Origin of the sequence: Pseudomonas sp. SB113, from assembly GCF_040754745.1 — a bacterium.
Taxonomy (GTDB): Bacteria; Pseudomonadota; Gammaproteobacteria; order Pseudomonadales; family Pseudomonadaceae; genus Aquipseudomonas; species Aquipseudomonas grimontii.
In genome coordinates this window covers 1-476 of the sequence record NZ_JBFMHW010000128.1, presented here as the reverse complement: position 1 = coordinate 476, position 476 = coordinate 1, and the positions used below count along the sequence as shown (strand labels likewise).

Genomic DNA, 476 nt, shown 5'->3' with positions numbered 1-476 from the left:
CGAAGTAGCGGGGATGCGCGAGTTTCTCGAAACCCATGCGCTGGAAGAATCTTTCCGCCGAGGCGACGTGGAGTGGGAGGCAGGGGTGGTCGCTGCTCACCACCGGCTGTCCCGGCTGGAAACCCAAATGCTGTCAGGCAACCGCTCCGAACCCGAAGTGTGGAAGCGCTACGATTGGGAGTTCCACCGCGCTCTGATCGCGGCTTGCGGATCGACCGCGCTGCTGGCAACCCATGCCAGAATATTCGATCAGTATCTGCGCTACCAAATCATCGCCGTGATTTTTCGAGGCGAGCAAGCGGCAAACGAACATCGCGAACTGCTGCAGCTCGCGCTCTCACGCGATCACGTAAAGGCGGGACAAATTCTCAAACGTCATATCCACGCCTGCGTCGAACACACCGTTGAAAACGGCTTATTGCCAAAATGACATCTGTTCTCAGAGATTTGCTAGTCCCATGACATCAGAAAATGAA

The 476-nt window shown here is 56.1% G+C and carries 1 protein-coding gene; it reads left to right on the top strand.

Annotated features, from left to right (window positions below):
• On the top strand, nucleotides 1-430 hold a 430-nt coding region (locus AB1462_RS31790), incomplete at its 5' end, for an FCD domain-containing protein (protein ID WP_367249056.1).
• Between the last annotated feature and the right edge of the window lie 46 nt (nucleotides 431-476).